Genomic DNA, 15,876 nt, shown 5'->3' with positions numbered 1-15,876 from the left:
GGGTTCCCCGGTGCCGGAACCCGGAACCGGCAGCGGCAGCGGCAGCGGCAGCGGCAGCGGACGAGTTTCCGGGCGCCGGGCCAACGGGAGTGCGAACCGCGTTCCGGAGGGCCGGAGTTGTCCGGGCGTCAGTCGGCGGGTCCCGGCACGCATGCGTGCGCCCCGCGAACTCCCGTACGGTCCGGAGGGCTTCGCCCGCCCCCTCTTCGGGGCGGGTGCGGCGGGGTGTCAGTGGCGGCCCGTATCCTCAGTGACCATGCTCGAAGACCACACGACGACAGCGTCCTCCCCCACGGAGTGGCCGACCGCGTATCCGCTGGGATACGCGGTCGTTGACGTGGAGACCACCGGCCTGGCCCGCGACGACCGGATCATCTCCGCCGCCGTCTACCGGCTGGACGCGCGCGGTGAGGTGGAGGACCACTGGTACACGCTGGTCAACCCGGAGCGCGACCCGGGCCCGGTGTGGATCCACGGTCTGACGAGCGAGGTGCTCGAGGGTGCGCCCCTCTTCCGGGACGTGGCCGAGGAGTTCGCCGCCCGGCTCGACGGGCGGGTGCTCGTCGCGCACAACGCGGTCTTCGACTGGCAGATGATCGCGCGGGAGTACGCACGCGCGCAGAGCGAGGCGCCGGTGCGGCAGCGGCTGTGCACCATCGCGCTCGCCAAGGAGCTGGGCCTGCCGCTGCCCAACCACAAGCTGGAGTCGCTGGCGGCCCACTTCGGCGTCGTACAGCAGCGGGCACACCACGCGCTGGACGACGCGCGCGTGCTGGCGGAGGCGTTCCGGCCGAGTCTGCGGGCCGCGGCGGCGGGCGGTGTCCGGCTGCCCCTGCTCGAGTGCCTGCCGCTGACAGAGTGGGCCGACCGGCCGTCGCCCCTGATCGGCCGCCAGGCGAGCGGTCCGGGCGGCGGCTACGGCAGCTACCGGCCCGGCAGTTGGCGGCCGTCCCGCAAAAGACCCGTATGCCCCCATCCCAACCCGGGGCGGTACGAAGACGGCAGAAGACTCAAGCAGGGCATGCGGGTCGCCTTCTCGGGTGACACGTCGGTCGAGCGCGAACTGCTGGAGGACCGTGCCGCCGAGGCGGGACTGCACGTCGCCACGAGCATGTCCCGGCTGACCAGCCTGCTGGTGACCAACGACCCCGACTCGGGCACGTCGAAGGTGGTGAAGGCGCGGCAGTTCGGGACGCCCGTCGTCGACGAGGCGGCCTTCGGGCAGCTCCTGCGGGACGTGGAGCCCGCCGACGAGTGACGCGGGGACGCGGGTCGCGCGCGAGCGGAGCCGCACGCGAGGCCTGGGCGGTGACCCGTGCGTACGGGTGATTGCCACGCGACTCGCCCGCCGCCCGCTCGCCCGCGCGGGGGCGACGGCTCACCCTGTGGCGCATGGCGAGATGCGAAGTTTGCGGCAATGACTACGGAATGACCTTCGAAGTGCACGCGCAGGGCGCGATCCATGTCTTCGACTGCTTCTCCTGTGCGATCCACCGCATGGCCCCGATCTGCGAGCACTGCCGGGTGCAGATCATCGGCCAGGGCGTCGAGGTGGAGGGTCACTGGTACTGCGGAGCGCACTGTGCCCGCGCGGAGGGCAGGGTGGGCATCATCGACAAGGTGTGAGGCGGCCCGGGTGCGAGGCGGCCCGGACGACTCCGGGCCCGACACCGAAATGCCCCCTTCCGGTACCCGGGCGCAGGAGCCCCACGACCGAGTTGTACGGTCGTGGGGTGTACCGCTTCCTGTTGTCCCGGCAGTGGGTGATCCTCACGCTGGTCTCCCTCCTCCTCATCCCCACGATGATCAGGCTGGGCTTCTGGCAGATGCATCGCTACGAAGAGCGCACCGCGCGCAACCGGCTGGTCTCCGACGCGCTGACCTCCAAGGCGGTGCCCGTCGAGCAGCTGACCACTCCGGGGCACACCGTCACCCGCAGCGAGCGGTACCGGAACGTCACCGCCGACGGACACTTCGACACCGGGCACGAGGTCGTCGTGCGGCGCCGGGTCAACGCCGACGAGACGGTCGGCTTCCACGTCCTCACCCCGTTCGTCCTGACGGACGGCAAGGTGCTGCTGGTCAACCGGGGCTGGATCCCCGCGGACGCTCCGAGTCAGACCACGTTCCCCAAGGTCCCCGCGCCCCCCGGCGGCCAGGTCACCGTCACCGGGCGGCTGATGCCCGACGAGACGACCGCGGCGAGCGGCATCAAGGACCTCAAGGGACTGCCGGCCCGGCAGGTCATGCTGATCAACAGCGAGCAGGAGGCCCGACGCCTCGGCGCGCAGGTGCTCGGCGGTTACATCGCGCAGACGGCGCCCGAGCCGAAGGGCGACAGTCCTGAGCTGGTCGGCCGGCCCGGCAGCGAGGACGCGGCCCTGAACTACGCGTACGCCATCCAGTGGTGGCTGTTCTCCGCGGGCGTCCCCCTCGGCTGGGTGATCCTGGTCCGCCGCGAGGCCCGCGACCGGGCTCAGGCGGCCGTACGGGAGACGGAACAGGCCGAGCCGGCGACGGTCTGACGCGGGAGCGGGACGCGAGATCGTCGTCACTCGCCCGGCCGCAGCTCTGATTGTGCTCCGGGCCCGCCGGGAACCCGGAACTGCGTGCACACCCGCATCGAGAACTACGCGCTCATCGGCGACGAACAGACCGCCGCCCTGGTCGGCATGGACGGTTCCGTCGACTGGCTCTGCCTGCCCCGCTTCGACTCCGGGGCCTGCTTCGCACGTCTCCTCGGCGACGAGGAGAACGGTCACTGGCGCATCGCGCCCAAGGGCGTGCAGGGTCCCTGCACCCGGCGCGCCTACCGGCCCGACACCCTCGTCCTGGACACCGAGTGGGAGACCGACGAGGGCGCGATCCGGGTCACCGACCTGATGCCCCAGCGCGACCGGGCCCCCGACCTCGTACGGATCGTGCAGGGTCTGCGCGGCCGGGTCACCGTCCGCAGCACGCTGCGGCTGCGCTTCGACTACGGCTGGATCATCCCGTGGATGCGCCGGACCGACGGTCATCGGGTGGCGATCGGCGGTCCCGACGCGGTCTGGTTCCGCAGCGAGCCGGAGGTACCCACCTGGGGCGAGGACTTCGGCACCCACTCGCAGTTCACGATCGCCGAGGGCGAGTCGGTCGCCTTCGTGCTGACCTGGCACCCCTCGCACGAGTCGCGCCCGCCGCTCGTCGACCCGTGGGAGGCGCTGCGCGTCAGCGTGGACGACTGGCAGCAGTGGGCCGCCCGCTGCCGCTACGACGGGCCCCACCGGGACGCCGTCGTCCGCTCCCTGATCACTCTCAAGGCCCTCACCTATGTCCCCACCGGCGGTATCGTCGCCGCGCTCACCACCTCGCTGCCCGAGGAGTTGGGCGGGATCCGCAACTGGGACTACCGCTACTGCTGGCTGCGCGACTCCACCCTCACCCTCGGCGCTCTCCTGGCGGCCGGTTACGAGGACGAGGCCGAGGCCTGGCGCAACTGGCTGCTGCGGGCCGTAGCGGGCGATCCGGCGGACCTCCAGATCATGTACGGGCTGGCGGGTGAGCGCCGGCTGCCCGAGTGCGAGCTGCCCTGGCTTTCCGGCTACGCGGACTCCAAACCCGTACGCATCGGCAACGGAGCCGTGGACCAGCTGCAACTGGACGTCTACGGCGAGGTCATGGACTCGCTGTCGCTGGCCCGGACCGCGGGCATGACGCCCAAGCCGCACATGTGGTCGTTGCAGTGCGCGCTGATGCAGTGGCTCTGCGAGAACTGGCGGCAGCCGGACGAGGGACTGTGGGAGGTGCGCGGTGGCCGGCGCCAGTTCGTGCACTCCAAGGTGATGGTGTGGGTGGCCGCCGACCGGGCGGTGCGCGCGCTGGAGGAGTACCCCGCGCTGCGCGGCGATCTGGAGGGCTGGCGGGCGGTGCGCGACGAGGTGCACCGCGAGGTGTGCGAGAAGGGCTACGACCCGGTGCGCAACACGTTCACCCAGTACTACAGCTCGCGCGACCTGGACGCCTCGCTGCTGCTCATCCCGCGCGTCGGCTTCCTGCCGCCGGACGACCCGCGCGTGGTCGGGACCGTCGACGCGGTCCGCGAGGAACTCGGCCACGGCGGTCTGCTGCGCCGCTACAGCACGGACGGCGCGGCCGTCGACGGCCTGCCGGGCGACGAGGGGACCTTCCTGGCGTGCTCGTTCTGGCTCGCGGACGCGCTGCACATGACGGGCCGCAGGAAGGAGGCACGGGAGCTGTTCGAACGGCTCGTGGGCCTGGCCAACGACGTGGGGCTGCTGGCGGAGGAGTACGACCCGACCACCGGCCGGCACCTCGGCAACTTCCCGCAGGCCTTCAGTCACATCGGCCTGGTGAACTCCGCCCTCGCCCTGTTCGGGGGCGAGAAGGCAGGATAGGGGTCATGGATCTTGGACTGAAGGACCGGGTGTTCGTCGTCACCGGGGCCACGCGAGGCCTCGGCAACGCCACGGCGCGTGAGCTCGTCGCGGACGGCGCGAAGGTCGTCCTCACCGGGCGGAACGAGAAGAGCGTCGCCGACGCCGCGGCCGAACTGGGGCCGAACGCCGTCGGTGTCGCCGTGGACAACGCCGACCCCGGGGCGGCGGAGCGGCTGATCGCGGCGGCACGCGATGCCTTCGGCGGGTTCGACGGGGTGCTGGTGAGCGTGGGCGGTCCGCCGCCCGGGTTCGTCGCGGACAACACGGACGAGCAGTGGCAGACCGCGTTCGAGTCGGTGTTCCTCGGGGCGGTCCGGCTGGCGCGGGCGGCTGCCGCCGAGCTGGAGGCGGGCGGGGTCATCGGGTTCGTGCTGTCGGGGTCGGTGCACGAGCCGATTCCCGGGCTGACGATCTCCAACGGCCTGCGGCCGGGACTGGCCGGGTTCGCGAAGTCGCTCTCCGACGAGTTGGGGCCGAGGGGTATCCGGGTCGTGGGACTGCTGCCGGCCCGTATCGACACCGACCGGGTGCGGGAGCTGGACGGCCTGTCGGCCGACCCCGAGGCCACCCGGGCCGCGAACGAGTCCCGGATTCCACTGCGCCGGTACGGGACCCCGGCGGAGTTCGGCCGCACGGCCGCGTTCCTGCTGTCACCGGCCGCCTCCTACCTGACGGGCCTCATGGTGCCGGTCGACGGCGGAATGCGGCACGGATTCTGACCGGTCCGCCGCCGGATACGGCCCGGGCCCGCCCATCTCTCCGCCGGACACGGACCGGCGCCGGGGGCCGCGCTTCGGGGTCGCTCAACTGACCCTTTCCGCCTTGTGTTTGGCGCCTCGCATCCGCACCTCGGCCGGCAGGGTGTCCAGCGCCGCCGACTCCCGTGCGTGGGTCAGGGCCTGGGCCGTCAGGTGGTCCAGGGTCGTCGCCGGGTCCACGTGTGGCTCCAGCTGCAGGCGGACCCGGGCCGCGGGCGCGTCCCTGCGGCCCGTCAGCGCCACATGGGCGTGGGCGACGCCGTCCAACCGGCCCGCCTCGCCGGCGAGTACGCCCTCCAGGGCGCGCCCCCGCAGCAGCGCTCCCGCGCCGTCGCCCGTGTCGACGAGGAGCTCGCCGAGCCGGCGGCGGCGCAGGACCGCCGTCAGCCACCACAGGGCCAGCAGGACGAGGAGGGCGAGAACCCCGATCACCGTCGGCCACCACCAGGCGTCGCCGCGCCAGCGAGTGCGTTCGGCGGTGGTGAGCAGGACGTCGTGGGGACCGTCGTGGAGCCACCAGGAAGGCGCCGGGGCGCCCAGACCCACGGCCAGCACCGCGCCGCCGACGGCGAGCAGCACCAGTCCGACTACTGCGAGAAGCACGCGGTTGACGGTACCGAGCATCGTTCTCACCCCTTCTTCCCGGGCCGCCGCGCATGGACCGACAGGGCGAGCGGCCGGACCAGGCCCAGGCCACGGATCGCGTCGGTGAGGACGGCGTCCAGGTCGGCGTGCACGTCGTTCAGGTCGCGGAAGTGGCAGAGCGCGCGGACGTCCGCCCTCCGGCGGCCCGTGCGCACCCGTACCGACTGCACCCCGGCCACCTCCATGGCCCGGTCGCGCAGCACGAGCGCGGCCGCGCCGCGGTGCAGGCCCGGCCGGACGTCCGGGTGGGTGCGGCGCATCGGCAGGATGTCCCTGAGGCCCGGGGTGGCGGCCAGCAGGAGCAGCCACAGCCCGAGGGCCGCCACGACCCCGGCGCCTACCAGTACCCAGGTGTCGTCGAGGGGGCGCTCGGCGAGCTGCCGGGCGAGTCCGCTCCGCCAGGTCATGGCGGAGCGGTGGGCGCGGACGGCGGCCACGTCGTAGAGGAAGGCCCCGGCGACGACCAGCAGCAGTGCCGCGACGACAGCGGCCGGGACGCGGCGCGCCGACCAGAAGCGGTGCTCGGCGGAGCCCGCCTCACCGGGACCGTCGTTCCCCGTGGGTTTCTCCAGAACGGGCACCGTGCCCTGCAAGCCTCCGGGCTCGCTCATCGTGTCCTCCCGTGCGCCACGCCGGAGGCCTCTGTCAGGTGCAGCCGTTCCACCTGGACGGCGACCTCCGGAACCTCCATTCCCACCAACGCGCCTACCCGCTCGGTGACGTGCCGACGCACACGGTGACAGCGGCCGCCGACATCGGTCGGGTAGTCGAGTTCGAGATGCACCCGTACGTGCGCGGCCTCATGGTGGACGACGACGGTGGCGTGCGGGCCGGCGGCGTCGGCCGGCAGGGGGCCCACCGCCTCGCGCGCGGCCTGCGCGGCGATCTTGGCCACGACCCGGTCGGCGATGCGGGTCGCGCCGCGTTCACCCGGGGGAACGACGGACCGATCTCCGCCGACGGGGACGCTCCCCCGGTCCACGGAGGTCACCGGCGCCGGTCGTTGCGGGTACGGAAGAGGTCGCCGAGATCCAGGTCCCCCTCCAGGAACCGGCCGACGACGAACCCGATGGCGCCCAGTGCCGCCACCAGCAGGAAGGCCCCGAACCCGCCGAAATATCCGGCGAAGCCCAGCGCCATGCCGGCGATCATGCCGACCACGGCCATGCTCAAGGTGCTCTCCCCTCGACGGTCCGGTCACCCGGCCGTCTGTGTGTCACTGGATCCGGGGCTCCGGCTCCTCGTCCTCTTCGTCGGGCAGCTTGACGTCGCTCACCGCGATGTTGACCTCGACGACCTCCAGTCCGGTCATCCGCTCCACGGCCGTGATCACGTTCTCCCGCACGGCCTGCGCGACATCGGCGATGGCCACGCCGTAGTCGACGACGATCTCCAGGTCGAGCGCGGTCTGCACCTCGCCGACCTCGGCCTTCACGCCTCGGGACACCGACTTCGAGCCGCCGGGCACCCGGTCCCGTACGGCTCCGAAGGTGCGGCTGAGCCCGCTGCCCATCGCGTGGACGCCCAGGACGTCCCGCGCCGCCAGGCCCGCGATCTTCTCCACGACCCCGTCGGCGATGGTGGTCCGACCCCGGGTCGACGGGTCCCCGCCGCCGCGCCTGGTCGCCTTGCGGGTCCCCAGCGGCTCGGTGCCTCCGTCGGAGATCTGCGTCCGGTGCTGCTCCGTTGCCTCGGTCATCGCCGTACGTCCTTACGTCCGGTCCGTTCGTCGTCTCTCTGACCACGGTAAGCGCGGTTGCGCCACAGCGCCCCGGGGATGCGGCAGGCTGGAGCAATGACGGCAGACGGATGGACGAGCGCGGTACGGCACCAGTTGGGCCTCGGCCGGCTGCTCCCCCTGGGCGGGCCGCGGGACGGCGCGTGGATCACGGAGGCCGCGGCCGAGGCGGTGCTGCGGCGGGCGGTGCGGAACGTGGAGGGCGTCCGGCTGGGCGCGCTGCGGATCGCGGTGGCCGACCCGGCGGGCGTGTACGAGCCCGCCGTGCCGCCCCCGCCAGGCGCCCTGCCGCCCGGGCCGTTGCGGGTGACGGCGGACATCGCCGCGTACTCGTCCGAGCCGCTGCCGACGGCGGCGTCCCGGCTGCGCTCGGCGCTGACGGCGGCCGCGACGGAGCGCGTCGGCCTGGTGGTGTCGCAGGTGGACCTGCGTGTGACGGCCCTGCTGGACGAGGATCCGGAACCGGAGGCGGTGCTGGCCGGCCCCGAGCCGCCGCCCGTCGGGACTGCTCAGCACGGCGACGAGGCACGCGCGACCGTCGCCGCTCTGTCGGTGCCCGGGGTGACCCGGTTGACCGATGTCGTCGGCAGGGCGGTGCGCATCGAGGAACGAGAGCACGTGACCGCCCTGCCGCACCGCCACGCACGCGTGGAGATCGCGGTGAGTGCGAACCACCGGGCGCTGGACGTGGCCCGGAAGGTGCGCGGGGTGGTGTCGGAGGCGCTACGGGATCATCCGACGGTGACTGTGCTGATCACGGCGGTGGAGTGACCGGGGCCCGCGAGGGCTCGGTTCATTCGCCGACGCCGGCCAGGTCCCGCAGTCGGCGGCCCTGCGCGGCCCGCTCGGCGGCGCGCTGCTCGTCGTAGGTGCGATCGCCGGCGCCCCGCAGGAGCGCCTTGGTCTCGATGACGGCCTCCCGGGGCGCGGCGAGGACCGCGGCGGCCAGGTCGAGTGCCGCGGCGTCGAGTTCCGTCGCCGGTACCGCGAGGTTGGCCAGGCCGGAGTTCACCGCCTCCTCGGCGCCGACGAACCGGCCGGTCAGGCAGATCTCGGCAGCGCGTCCGTAGCCGACCAGCGAGACGAGGGGATGCGTGCCCGTCAGGTCCGGTACGAGGCCGAGGCTGGTCTCACGCATGGCGAACTGCACGTCGTCGGCGACGACGCGCAGGTCACAGGCGAGAGCCAGCTGGAAGCCCGCACCGATGGCGTGGCCCTGGACGGCGGCGATGGAGACGACGTCGTTGCGCCGCCACCAGGTGAAGCCCTCCTGGAACCCGGCGATGGCAGCGTCGAGTTCGGCGTCGCCACTGCGCGCGAGTTCGATGAAGGACGGCTCGCCCTCGATCCCCTCGGGCGTGAACATCTGCCGGTCCAGCCCCGCGGAGAAGGACTTGCCCTCGCCACGCAGCACGACCACGCGGACGGAGCCCGGCACCAGGCGCCCGGCTTCCGCGAGCGCCCGCCACATCGCGGGGCTCTGCGCATTGCGCTTGGCCGGGTTGGCCAGCGTCACCGTGGCGAGCGCGTCGTCGACGGTGAGCCGTACGCCGTCCTTGTCGAGCAGGGGAACGAGTTCCTGGTCGGGCGTGGCCATGTGGTGCCTCCGATGGGTGCGGTCAGCTAGCGGTCAGCTAAGTGACTGCACAGTAACCACCCGGCCGATCCAGGATCCCGTCGGGCCCCTTGAGGGCTCGGCGGGAAACCGGCCGGGTGGTCACCGAAGGCGGTGGGCCGACCCAGGTCAGGACGAGGCGGCCTTCTTGCCCCGGGTCGCCCCGCCACGCCCTCGCAGCGTGACGCCCGACTCGCTGAGCATCCGGTGAACAAAGCCATACGAGCGACCGGTTTCCTCGGCCAGCGCCCGAATGCTCGCACCGGAGTCGTACTTCTTCTTCAGGTCTGCCGCGAGCTTGTCGCGCGCGGCGCCGGTCACCCGGCTGCCCTTCTTCAGAGTCTCGGCCACCCGTGCCTCCTCATGGGAAGTGCGCTCTGGTCATCCTCATGATCACCCCTCCGGGGCGCGATGGCCACCCATTCGGCAAGGTCCGTGCGACAGGGTTTTGACGACAGGAGCGCGTGCCCACAAGTGGAATCTGTTATTCCGGCTGATGGCGTTCGTGGGGCCGAACGGGTTGTCGTGCGAAGTGGCAGGTCAGAGACGCGTAACGGCCGATCCCTTGTCGACAAGGGATCGGCCGCGAAATCGATGTACGACACACCTCGATACGAGGAGATCTCACACAGATGATGGATCACCGGTGGGCCGAATGATCCAGACGAATGATCCAACACCGTGGATCACGCGGCTGAGCACCTCATCGATCACGCGGCGAGGCACGTGACGGATCACTCGGTGGATCACTCGGCCACTCGCCCACTCGGCCACTCGCCCACTCGGCCACTCGGCCACTCGGCCACTCGGCAGATCATGGACGCACGATTCGGCGCACCGTTCGACGGACCGCGTGGCCGGTCAGGCCAGGGCGACCAGATCCGCGTAGTCGGCGCCCCACAGGTCCTCGACGCCGTCGGGCAGCAGGATGATCCGCTCGGGCTGGAGCGCCTCCACCGCGCCCTCGTCGTGGGTGACGAGGACGACCGCGCCCTTGTAGGTGCGCAGCGCGCCGAGGATCTCCTCGCGGCTGGCCGGGTCGAGGTTGTTGGTGGGCTCGTCGAGCAGCAGCACGTTGGCCGAGGAGACCACGAGGGTGGCGAGGGCCAGCCGGGTCTTCTCACCGCCGGAGAGGACGCCGGCGGGCTTGTCGACGTCGTCGCCGGAGAACAGGAACGAGCCGAGCGTCTTGCGGACCTCGACCAGATCGAGGTCGGGGGCGGCGGAACGCATGTTCTCCAGGACCGTACGCTCCGGGTCGAGGGTCTCGTGCTCCTGCGCGTAGTAGCCGAGCTTGAGGCCGTGGCCTGCGACGACCTCGCCGGTGTCGGGCTGCTCGGCACCGCCGAGCAGCCGCAGCAGGGTCGTCTTGCCGGCGCCGTTCAGGCCGAGGATGACGACGCGCGAGCCCTTGTCGATGGCCAGGTCGACATCGGTGAAGATCTCCAGCGAGCCGTAGGATTTCGACAGGCCCTCGGCCATCAGGGGCGTCTTGCCGCAGGGCGCGGGCTCGGGGAAGCGGAGCTTGGCGACCTTGTCGGACTGGCGGACCGCCTCCAGGCCGGACAGCAGCTTGTCGGCACGGCGGGCCATGTTCTGCGCGGCGACCGTCTTGGTGGCCTTGGCGCGCATCTTGTCGGCCTGCGAGTGCAGCGCGGCGGCCTTCTTCTCCGCGTTCTGGCGCTCCCGCTTGCGGCGCTTCTCGTCGGACTCGCGCTGCTGCTGGTAGAGCCGCCAGCCCATGTTGTAGACGTCGATCTGGGAGCGGTTGGCGTCCAGGTAGAACACCTTGTTGACCACCGTCTCGACCAGGTCGACGTCGTGACTGATGACGATGAAGCCGCCGCGGTAGGTCTTGAGGTAGTCGCGCAGCCAGACGATCGAGTCGGCGTCGAGGTGGTTCGTCGGCTCGTCGAGGAGCAGCGTGTCCGCGTCGGAGAACAGGATGCGGGCCAGCTCGACCCGGCGCCGCTGACCGCCGGAGAGCGTGTGCAGGGGCTGGCCGAGCACCCGGTCGGGCAGGTTGAGCGCGGCGGCGATGGTGGCGGCCTCGGCCTCGGCGGAGTACCCGCCCTTGGTGAGGAACTCCGTCTCCTGGCGCTCGTACTGACGCATCGCCTTGTCGCGGGTGGCGCCCGCGCCGTTCGCGATCCGCTGTTCGTTCTCGCGCATCTTGCGGATCAGGATGTCCAGACCGCGCGCGGAGAGGATGCGGTCGCGGGCCAGCACGTCGAGGTCGCCGGTGCGGGGGTCCTGCGGCAGGTAGCCGACCTCGCCGGAGCGGGTGACCTGGCCGGCGGCCGGGATGCCCTCGCCCGCCAGGACCTTGGTCAGCGTGGTCTTGCCGGCGCCGTTGCGCCCGACCAGACCGATGCGGTCGCCCTTGGCCACACGGAAGGAGGCGTTCTCGATGAGGATGCGGGCACCGGCGCGCAGCTCGATGCCGGAGGCGGAGATCACGGACAGACTCCAGTGCGGGGATTGTTGACGGGATGGACGGCTGAGGACGTTCCCGCCGTCTAATGCGCGAGGAGAATGGCCATGACGCCAGTCTAACGGGACGATGCAAGCACTTTTTCTGCGTTCAGGTGTTCGATCTTCGCCTTCCCCCGCCGGGCTTCCGGTCCGGGGGCGTTGTCAGTGGTGGGTGCCAGACTGGGCAGCGGGTGACGAATCCGGCATTGATCACAAGGGAGTGATCGGCATGGCAGGCACGAACAGCGCGCGGCCCAGCATCTGCCCGACGGTGCTGTACGCCGACGCGAAGGCGGCGATCCGGCAGCTCACGGAGGCCCTGGGGTTCACGGAGCTGTCCGTGTACGAGGGCGAGGACGGCTCGGTCATGCACGCCGAGCTGGTGCAGGGAAACGGCGTGGTGATGCTCGGCTCGAAGGGGCGCGGCGGTGTCTTCGACACGGCGATGAAGGACGCGGGTCCGACCGGGGTGTACGTCGTGGTGGACGACGTCGACGCACACCACCGGCGGGCCGTGGAGCACGGCGCGGAGATCCTCATGCCCCCGACGGACCAGGACTACGGCTCCCGGGACTACATGGCCCGGGACCTCGAGGGCAACCTCTGGAGCTTCGGCACGTACGCGCCCGAGATACAGGGCTGAGAGTCCCGCCGGAGCGCCTCCCGGAGCGCTCCGGGACCCACGCGGAGCCCCTGCGGGAGCCGGGCGGAGCTCGTTCAGCCGCCTGCGGTGCGCACCTCGTTCAGCTGCCTCCGGTGTGCACCTGGAAGGCGGCCCGGCGGACGGCCTTGGCCAGCGCCGGGTCGGGGTGCGCGGCGGCGAGCGCCACCAGCACCTGCACGGTGCGCGGATGTCCGACGGCCCGCACCTCGGTCAGGAGCGCGGGGACGGTCGGCTGCAGCGCGGACTCCAGATGGCGGACGAGCATCGGCGCCTCCCCGTGATCGGCGACGGCCGCGGCGGTGTCGACCCACAGCCAGGTGGCCTCCTGCCGGGTGAGCACCTCGTGGGCGTCCTCCGGGTCGACGCCGTCGTGCTCGGCGAGCCACAGCAGCGCGTAGGGCCGCAGGGCCGGCTCGTCCACGACCGCGCGGACGTCGGGCTCGGCGGGGGCGCCGACGACGCGCAGGGCCTCGAAGGCGAGGCCGCGCAGCAGGGCGTCGTCGCCGCGGGCGGCGAAGAGCAGTTCGGCGACGGCGCTGCCGACGGTACGGGCGGCGAGCCAGGCGCGGTACTCCGCACGGGCCGCGTTCGGGCGCAGTTGGGCACAGCCGCGGAGCATGGCCTCGGCCGACTGCTCGATGTTGCCCGCCGGGCTCTGCGCGGCGACGCAGATCTGCTCCAGTTTGACCCAGACCGCCCAGCTGCCCAGCGGTGTGAGCGTGGCCTGTCCTGAGCCGTAGGTGAGGGCGCCCACGGCGGCGAGGGCGTGCAGCGCCCAGTCGAGCAGCGGGGCGAGTTCGGCGTTCCGGGCGGGCTCCGCCGGGTCGGCGTCGGCGGAGAGGACCGGGGCGATGGGGGTCGCGGGCTCCGAGCCGGCGCTGTAGGGCACCTCGCAGCGCTCGGTGCGCAACTCGGTGACGCGCTGGCGCAGCAGGTCCAGGAGCTGCTCCACGGGGACGGGTCCGGCGGAGAGCTGGAGGAAGGAGAGCACCTGGGGCATGGCCGAGACGACCTCGGCGACCGCGCCGGGCTCCTGGTCCCCGGGTTCCGGGGAGGCGAGCGACCAGGCGTCGAACAGGGCGACCCAGCCGCGCAGGACGGCGCTGTCGTCGCGGTTCCAGGCGTGGAGCCGCCAGCCGGGGCGGGCGCTGTCGCCGTGCACCTCGACGAGGCCGGCGAGGCGGGCGGTGTCCCAGTCGGCGCGGATCCGGTCCGTGGTCAGGCCCAGATCGCCGGCCGCCCGTTCGGCGGTCGCGTCGGAGAGCGTGGCCTTGCCGTCGGCCGTGGCGGCGTCTCGGCCGGGGCCGAGGGCGTTGTCGGCCCAGCGGGCGACGCGGGCCGCGGCGGCCAGTCCGGAGCGTGCCATTCTGGCCAGCTCCGCGGGGGCCGGGGTGCCCTCCGGCGGGCGGGGTGCGGGGCGGCGCGGGCGCCGCTCGTTCACAGCTGAGGGTGCGGCGGCCAGGGGTCGCGGGCGGACGAGGCGAAGCCTGGAGTCGCGCGGGATACGGGACGTCACGGGTGCAGTCTTCCGGTTGGCGGTCCGAAAACCCAAACGGAATGTCACGGCGGGCTACGGGACTGGCCAAGGCACGGGGTTCCGCGAGGGACGAGGAGGGGGTTCAGGCCAGTGGTACGGGCTTGAACGGAACCATCGGGACCGGTCCGGCGCCTTGTCACGAACCCACATGAACGGACTCGGCGAACGCGCGCGGCAGTTGGGACCCGCGGCCGGGGCCCCCGCCGCGGGTCCCAGCTGCCGGTCACGGTTCGGGGCGCCGCCAGGGAGTCGCCCAGCGGTCACATCAGTGGTGTCAGGAAGCGGCGCAGTGCCTCCTCGTAGGCCGCGGGGTCGGGGTTCCACATGGCGCCGTGCGGGGCGTGCCGGACGGTGTGCAGGGTGACCAGCTCGGGTCGGCGCTCGGCGAGGCGGCGGGAGGCGCCCCAGGGGGCGACGGTGTCGTCGGGGCCGTGCAGGACGAGGGCCGGGACCCTCAGCCGGTCCGGAGCGGCGGCCGTGTCACCGTGGCCGCCGGGCCCGGCGTGCAGGCCGGTGCGGCCCTCGGCGGCGCGGACCGCGAGCGGCAGCAGCACGCCCGGGGTGTGCCGGGCGACGGCGAGGGCGCGCACCGTCGTCCGCCAGTCAAGGACCGGGGAGTCCAGCACGAGCCCCGAGACGAGGTCGCGCAGCCCCGAGTCGGCGGCGGCGCGCAGGGCCATGGTGGCGCCGGTGGACCAGCCCAGCAGGACGACGCGTTCGGCGCCGTAGCGCACGGCGTACCGCATCGCGGCGTCCAGGTCGCGCCACTCGGTTTCGCCGAGGTGGTTCAGTCCGTCCGGGGAGCGGGGTGCGCCGAGGTCGCCGCGGTGGGCGAGGGCGAGCACGGGGAAGTGCCGGCGGTGCAGGAAGCCCATGAGGTTCAGGGCGTGCTCCCGGGTGGTGCCCAGACCGTGCACGGCGATCACCCAGGTGCGGCGCGGGCCGGGGACGAACCAGGCGGGCAGGTTGCCCAGCTCGCCGGGGATGTCGATGTCGGCGTGGTCGAGGCCGAGGGCGCTGCTGGGGTTGCCGACATGGAGGTTGGGGGTGAGCCAGACCGCGTCGCCGGGGTTCAGGGTGCCGTGGGTGACCCGCTCCAGGCGGCGTACGACGGTGTCGGCGGAGTGCGGGGCGGTGGGCAGGACGGGGCCCACGACCGCGTGGGAGCCGTTGCCGGAGAGGCCGTAGGTGCCGGGGCGCAGGGCGGCCAGGTCACGAGTGAGGGTGATCTGGCCGGCGGCCGTGGCGTGCACGGTGAGCCGGGGTTCGGTGGGCAGGGGCCGACCGGGCGGCGCCTTCAGCGCGGCGTCGCTGGCCAGCCGGCCGGCGGCGACACTGGCGGCTCCGACGGCCAGGGCTGCGGTGACGGCGGCGGCCGTCGCTTTGGCAGTGCGCACGCGTCCAGTGTCCTGGCCCGCCCTCCTCCCGGCCAGTGGTGGAGCCGGCCGGGGGAAGGCGGCAGGGGGAAGGCGGGGCCGGGGGCTGCGAGGTGAGGACCGCTCATCCGGCTTGCGGGAAAGGCGGGAACGGCGGGACAGCGGGGACGGTGGGGACGGCCGGGTCAGCGGGAACCGCAGGGTCGACGGGCCCGACGGGGTCGGCCTAGTCGGCGGGTCGACAGGGTCGACGGGTCGGCCGGGTCGGCCGGGTCGACGGGGTCGGCCGGGTCGACGGGGTCGACGGGTCGACGGGTCGACGGGGTCGGCAGGGTCGAAGGGGTCGACGGGTCGACGGGGTCGACGGGGTCGACGGGGTCGGCAGGGTCGGCAGGGTCGGCAGGGTCGAAGGAGTCGACGGGAACCGCAGGGTCGGCAGGGACAGCGGGAACCGCAGGGACAGCGGGACAGCGGGAACCGCGGGGTCGGCAGAGACAGCGGGACAGCCGGAACCGCAGGGTCGGCAGAGACCAGCGGGACAGCCGGAACCGCAGGGTCGGCAGAGACCAGCGGGACAGCCGGAACCGCAGGGTCGGCAGAGACCAGCGGGACAGCCGGAACCGCAGGGT

The 15,876-nt window shown here is 72.8% G+C and carries 17 protein-coding genes; 7 read left to right on the top strand and 10 right to left on the bottom strand.

Going from position 1 to position 15,876, the window contains the following annotated elements:
* The first annotated feature begins 256 nt into the window (after positions 1-256).
* The 5 genes from ACFWBB_RS23760 to ACFWBB_RS23740 all read left to right on the top strand — a co-directional run bounded on the left by ACFWBB_RS23760 (position 257) and on the right by ACFWBB_RS23740 (position 5,158).
* Positions 257-1,258: a DEDDh family exonuclease gene (locus ACFWBB_RS23760; RefSeq protein ID WP_385275891.1), complete on the top strand. Its 1,002-nt coding sequence runs from the start codon at positions 257-259 to the stop codon at positions 1,256-1,258.
* Positions 1,259-1,392: 134 nt separating this feature from the next.
* Positions 1,393-1,626, top strand: coding sequence for a hypothetical protein (locus tag ACFWBB_RS23755; RefSeq protein ID WP_171396442.1), 234 nt, complete (start codon positions 1,393-1,395; stop codon positions 1,624-1,626).
* 107 nt (positions 1,627-1,733) lie between these two features.
* Complete coding sequence (locus ACFWBB_RS23750) at positions 1,734-2,525, top strand: SURF1 family protein (RefSeq protein WP_385275888.1); 792 nt, start codon at positions 1,734-1,736, stop codon at positions 2,523-2,525.
* A gap of 84 nt (positions 2,526-2,609) precedes the next feature.
* Positions 2,610-4,397, top strand: coding sequence for a glycoside hydrolase family 15 protein (locus tag ACFWBB_RS23745; protein WP_385275885.1), 1,788 nt, complete (start codon positions 2,610-2,612; stop codon positions 4,395-4,397).
* Positions 4,398-4,402: 5 nt separating this feature from the next.
* Positions 4,403-5,158, top strand: coding sequence for an SDR family oxidoreductase (locus ACFWBB_RS23740; RefSeq protein WP_385275882.1), 756 nt, complete (start codon positions 4,403-4,405; stop codon positions 5,156-5,158).
* Between the two features lie 84 nt (positions 5,159-5,242).
* Here ACFWBB_RS23740 and amaP read toward each other — a convergent pair whose 3' ends face one another.
* Genes amaP through ACFWBB_RS23715 form a run of 5 tightly spaced genes read right to left on the bottom strand, consistent with a single transcriptional unit; the run spans position 5,243 to position 7,541 of the window.
* Positions 5,243-5,821 (bottom strand): alkaline shock response membrane anchor protein AmaP, encoded by a 579-nt coding sequence (amaP, locus tag ACFWBB_RS23735; RefSeq protein ID WP_385275879.1) that lies wholly within the window; start codon positions 5,819-5,821, stop codon positions 5,243-5,245.
* 5 nt (positions 5,822-5,826) lie between these two features.
* Positions 5,827-6,453, bottom strand: coding sequence for a DUF6286 domain-containing protein (locus ACFWBB_RS23730; RefSeq protein ID WP_385275876.1), 627 nt, complete (start codon positions 6,451-6,453; stop codon positions 5,827-5,829).
* The gene (locus ACFWBB_RS23725; protein WP_385275873.1) at positions 6,450-6,833 is read right to left on the bottom strand and encodes an Asp23/Gls24 family envelope stress response protein; all 384 of its coding nucleotides are present in this window, start codon (positions 6,831-6,833) and stop codon (positions 6,450-6,452) included. Before ACFWBB_RS23725 ends, ACFWBB_RS23730 begins: the two co-directional genes overlap by 4 nt.
* On the bottom strand, positions 6,830-7,015 hold the full coding sequence (locus ACFWBB_RS23720) for a hypothetical protein (protein ID WP_385275870.1): 186 nt from the start codon (positions 7,013-7,015) through the stop codon (positions 6,830-6,832). Before ACFWBB_RS23720 ends, ACFWBB_RS23725 begins: the two co-directional genes overlap by 4 nt.
* Before the next feature lie 43 nt (positions 7,016-7,058).
* Complete coding sequence (locus ACFWBB_RS23715) at positions 7,059-7,541, bottom strand: Asp23/Gls24 family envelope stress response protein (protein ID WP_385275867.1); 483 nt, start codon at positions 7,539-7,541, stop codon at positions 7,059-7,061.
* 96 nt (positions 7,542-7,637) lie between these two features.
* On the opposite strand from ACFWBB_RS23715, the gene ACFWBB_RS23710 reads away from it, so the two are divergent.
* On the top strand, positions 7,638-8,351 hold the full coding sequence (locus ACFWBB_RS23710; protein ID WP_385275864.1) for a nucleopolyhedrovirus P10 family protein: 714 nt from the start codon (positions 7,638-7,640) through the stop codon (positions 8,349-8,351).
* 22 nt (positions 8,352-8,373) lie between these two features.
* On the opposite strand, the gene ACFWBB_RS23705 is transcribed toward ACFWBB_RS23710, so the two are convergent.
* The 3 genes from ACFWBB_RS23705 to ACFWBB_RS23695 all read right to left on the bottom strand — a co-directional run bounded on the left by ACFWBB_RS23705 (position 8,374) and on the right by ACFWBB_RS23695 (position 11,655).
* On the bottom strand, positions 8,374-9,177 hold the full coding sequence (locus ACFWBB_RS23705; protein ID WP_385275861.1) for an enoyl-CoA hydratase/isomerase family protein: 804 nt from the start codon (positions 9,175-9,177) through the stop codon (positions 8,374-8,376).
* A 147-nt stretch (positions 9,178-9,324) separates the two neighbouring features.
* Entirely contained in the window at positions 9,325-9,546 is a 222-nt protein-coding gene (locus tag ACFWBB_RS23700) for a helix-turn-helix domain-containing protein (protein WP_004002281.1), read from the bottom strand.
* Between the two features lie 510 nt (positions 9,547-10,056).
* Positions 10,057-11,655: an ABC-F family ATP-binding cassette domain-containing protein gene (locus tag ACFWBB_RS23695; RefSeq protein WP_385275858.1), complete on the bottom strand. Its 1,599-nt coding sequence runs from the start codon at positions 11,653-11,655 to the stop codon at positions 10,057-10,059.
* Positions 11,656-11,899: 244 nt separating this feature from the next.
* Here ACFWBB_RS23695 and ACFWBB_RS23690 point away from each other — a divergent pair, with 244 nt between their 5' ends.
* A complete protein-coding gene (locus ACFWBB_RS23690) occupies positions 11,900-12,313 on the top strand; it encodes a VOC family protein (protein ID WP_385275855.1) in 414 nt (137 codons plus the stop codon).
* 100 nt (positions 12,314-12,413) lie between these two features.
* Here ACFWBB_RS23690 and ACFWBB_RS23685 read toward each other — a convergent pair whose 3' ends face one another.
* The gene (locus tag ACFWBB_RS23685) at positions 12,414-13,850 is read right to left on the bottom strand and encodes a hypothetical protein (RefSeq protein ID WP_385275852.1); all 1,437 of its coding nucleotides are present in this window, start codon (positions 13,848-13,850) and stop codon (positions 12,414-12,416) included.
* A gap of 281 nt (positions 13,851-14,131) precedes the next feature.
* Positions 14,132-15,268, bottom strand: a complete 1,137-nt coding sequence (locus ACFWBB_RS23680) for an alpha/beta hydrolase (RefSeq protein WP_385275849.1) — start codon at positions 15,266-15,268, stop codon at positions 14,132-14,134.
* Between the last annotated feature and the right edge of the window lie 608 nt (positions 15,269-15,876).

The sequence above is a fragment of the Streptomyces sp. NPDC060000 genome, from assembly GCF_042737375.1.
Lineage (GTDB): Bacteria > Actinomycetota > Actinomycetes > Streptomycetales > Streptomycetaceae > Streptomyces.
The sequence above is the reverse complement of the archived record's forward strand: the minus strand, read 5'-3'. Positions and strand labels throughout refer to the sequence as shown.